At 63.7% G+C, this 2424-nt stretch carries 2 protein-coding genes and 1 pseudogene; all 3 read right to left on the bottom strand.

Features of this window, described 5'->3' with window-relative positions:
• Window positions 1-1532 (bottom strand): annotated as a pseudogene (tnpC, locus tag AYJ54_RS01170) (IS66 family transposase); the annotation flags it as partial.
• A gap of 71 nt (window positions 1533-1603) precedes the next feature.
• Window positions 1604-1951 carry an IS66 family insertion sequence element accessory protein TnpB gene (gene tnpB, locus AYJ54_RS01165; protein WP_063676405.1) on the bottom strand — a complete coding sequence of 116 codons (348 nt, stop codon included), beginning with the start codon at window positions 1949-1951 and terminating at the stop codon, window positions 1604-1606.
• Window positions 1948-2373, bottom strand: a complete 426-nt coding sequence (gene tnpA, locus AYJ54_RS46515; protein ID WP_082905406.1) for an IS66-like element accessory protein TnpA — start codon at window positions 2371-2373, stop codon at window positions 1948-1950. The genes tnpB and tnpA overlap by 4 nt, the downstream gene beginning before the upstream one ends.
• Window positions 2374-2424: the final 51 nt, after the last annotated feature.

The raw sequence follows: 2424 nt of genomic DNA, 5'->3' as shown, positions 1-2424 counted from the left end.
CTTGCGGATCGACGCCGTTCATTTTCGCTGTGACGATCAGGCTGTACATGGCCGCCGCACGCCGTCCACCGCGATCAAAGCCGCAGAACAGCCCGGACTTCCGGCCAAATGCATGCCTCGCAAGCCTCGTTCGGCGGCGTTGTTCGAGAGGCAAACTCGCCCGTCCTCCAGGAACAGCGTGAAGCTCGCCCAACGCTTGAGGATGTAGTTGAACGCCTTGGCCAGGTCTTGGCCGCGGGACAGTTTGGCGAGCTGTTCGCGCATATAGACCTGCAAGTCTTCGATCAAGGGCCGGCTCAGCGTCTGCCGCACCTGAAGGCGCTCCTTGGCGCTCTTGCCGTTGATTGAGCGTTCGATCTCGAACAGCGCGTCGATCCGTCGCACGACCTCAATCGCCATCGGAGAGAGCAGGATTTCCTTTTGCCCGCAGCCTTGCCGCGCATTCTCTTCGATCTCGGCCATGGCGAAGAACGGGCGCCTTCCATGCGACCAGCAGGCAGCTTCGCGGATCGGTCCGGGTTGGTGCCCCGCCAGATAGAACTGGTTGTACCCGTCTAGGCGTCGGCCTGCAGGATGCCGGCATACCGGGCCAGATGTACCTGGGGATGCTCGCCCTTGCGGTCGCGTGAGTAATAGAACATTGCCGCCGGTGGGTCCGCGCCCCCAAACGGTCGGTCGTCCCGGACGTAGATCCAGCACCGGCCCGTGTCGGTCTTGCCCTTGGCCAGCACCGGCACGGTCGTATCATCGGCATGAAGGCGCTCGGCCGCCATCACTTGGGCCTCAAGGCGGCGCAGCAACGGATCTAGCGAGGCACAGACCGCCCCAACGGCATCCGCCATGGTCGACAGTGCGATCGGCACGCCTTCCAGAGCGTAGCGCTCGGCCTGGCGGTTGAGCGGCTGATGCTGACCGAACTTCTCGAACATGATCATGGCCAGGAGGCTCGGGCCAGCCCATCCCCGAGCGATGGCATGGAACGGCGCCGGCGCCCGGCTGATCTTCTCGCAGTCGCGGCAGGAGAACTTCTCCCGGACCGTCTCGATCACCTTCCACTGGCGCGGCACCACTTCCAGCGTCTGCGTCACGTCCTCGCTGAGCTTGCGAAGGCGATTGCTGCCGCAGCATTCACAACCCGTCGGCCCATCGATTACCTCCCGCTCCCGGGGAAGGTGCTCGGGGAAGGTCTGGCGCTCGGCGCGCTTGCGGGTAAATCCCCGCACCGTCGTCGTCTTGGCCACGGCCTGTTCCGCCGCCAGCTCGTCCTCGGTGGCGTCGGCTTCCAGCTCTTCGAGTGCCAATGCCAACTGCTCGATCAGTCGCGCCGAACGCTCTGACCGTTGGCCGTAGATCTGATGCTTCAGCTTGGCGATCTGCAGCTTCTGCTGTGCAATCAGCGCCTCGTCTTCCGACGCTTTCGCGCGGGCGACCGCGAGTTCGGCGGCGATCTCCAAACCGCTCGCGCGCTCGACTGCCAGCGCCTTCTTCAGGGCGGCAACGTCATCCGGAACAGCGTCGCGGTCGGCATCCATGCGACACAGTGAATCACAGATTGGATGCGTTGGGACTCCCCAAAAATGGCGGCAACCGCAGATTTCTTCGTTCAGCCTGCGCTCTGCGGTCGCCAGCTCAATTGCGGATTCCGCCAGTCGATGCCCTCGAGCATATAGGCCATCTGCGCCGCTGAGATCGATACCGCGCCGGCCGACGCCGCGGGCCAGATGAACTTCCCACGGTCAAGGCGCTTGGCGTAGAGCGACATGCCCAGCCCATCGTGCCAGAGAATCTTGACCAGATCGCCGCGGCGGCCCCGGAAGATGTAGAGATCGCCGGCATGCGGATCGCGCTTCAAGCTCTCCTGAACCGTGAGAGCCAGGCTTTGCATGCCGCGACGCATGTCGGTGTGGCCAGTGGCGATCCAGACCCTGACGCCGCTCGGGATCGGGATCATCGCCGTCTCAAAAGTTCAAGAACCCGCCGCAGCGCCTCGGTGTCGACGTCCCCATCAACGCGCACGCGCCAGCCGCCGCCAATCTCGATCTCGATGATTCCAGTCCTTGCGCGCTGTGCAGGGGGTGAAGACGCAGTTTGCGGCGTGCTGATCGATGCCGGTGTTGGCGCAGGTGTGATCTCGACGGGAACAAGAGCCGGCACGACATCCCCGCTCAGCCGGCCATCGCGCGCCAAACGGCGCCACGTGAACAATTGGCTCGTAGACAACCCGTTGCGCCGCGCCGCCACCGACACCAATCGTGGCCCGCTATAACTCTCGGCGACGATCCGCCGCTTTTCTTCCAATGTCCAACGGCGTCGAGCGTCCGTCGAGACCACTTCCAATCGGGAGACTTTCGAAATAGGCGTATGGTCAGTCATACGCCTATGTCTTCATCCTTCATCATACCGCGCAAGGCGGTCCTCGCCGGA

The organism is Bradyrhizobium centrolobii, from assembly GCF_001641635.1.
Taxonomy (GTDB): Bacteria; Pseudomonadota; Alphaproteobacteria; order Rhizobiales; family Xanthobacteraceae; genus Bradyrhizobium; species Bradyrhizobium centrolobii.
Note: the sequence above shows the minus strand (reverse complement) of the source record. Positions and strands in the feature narration are given on the sequence as shown.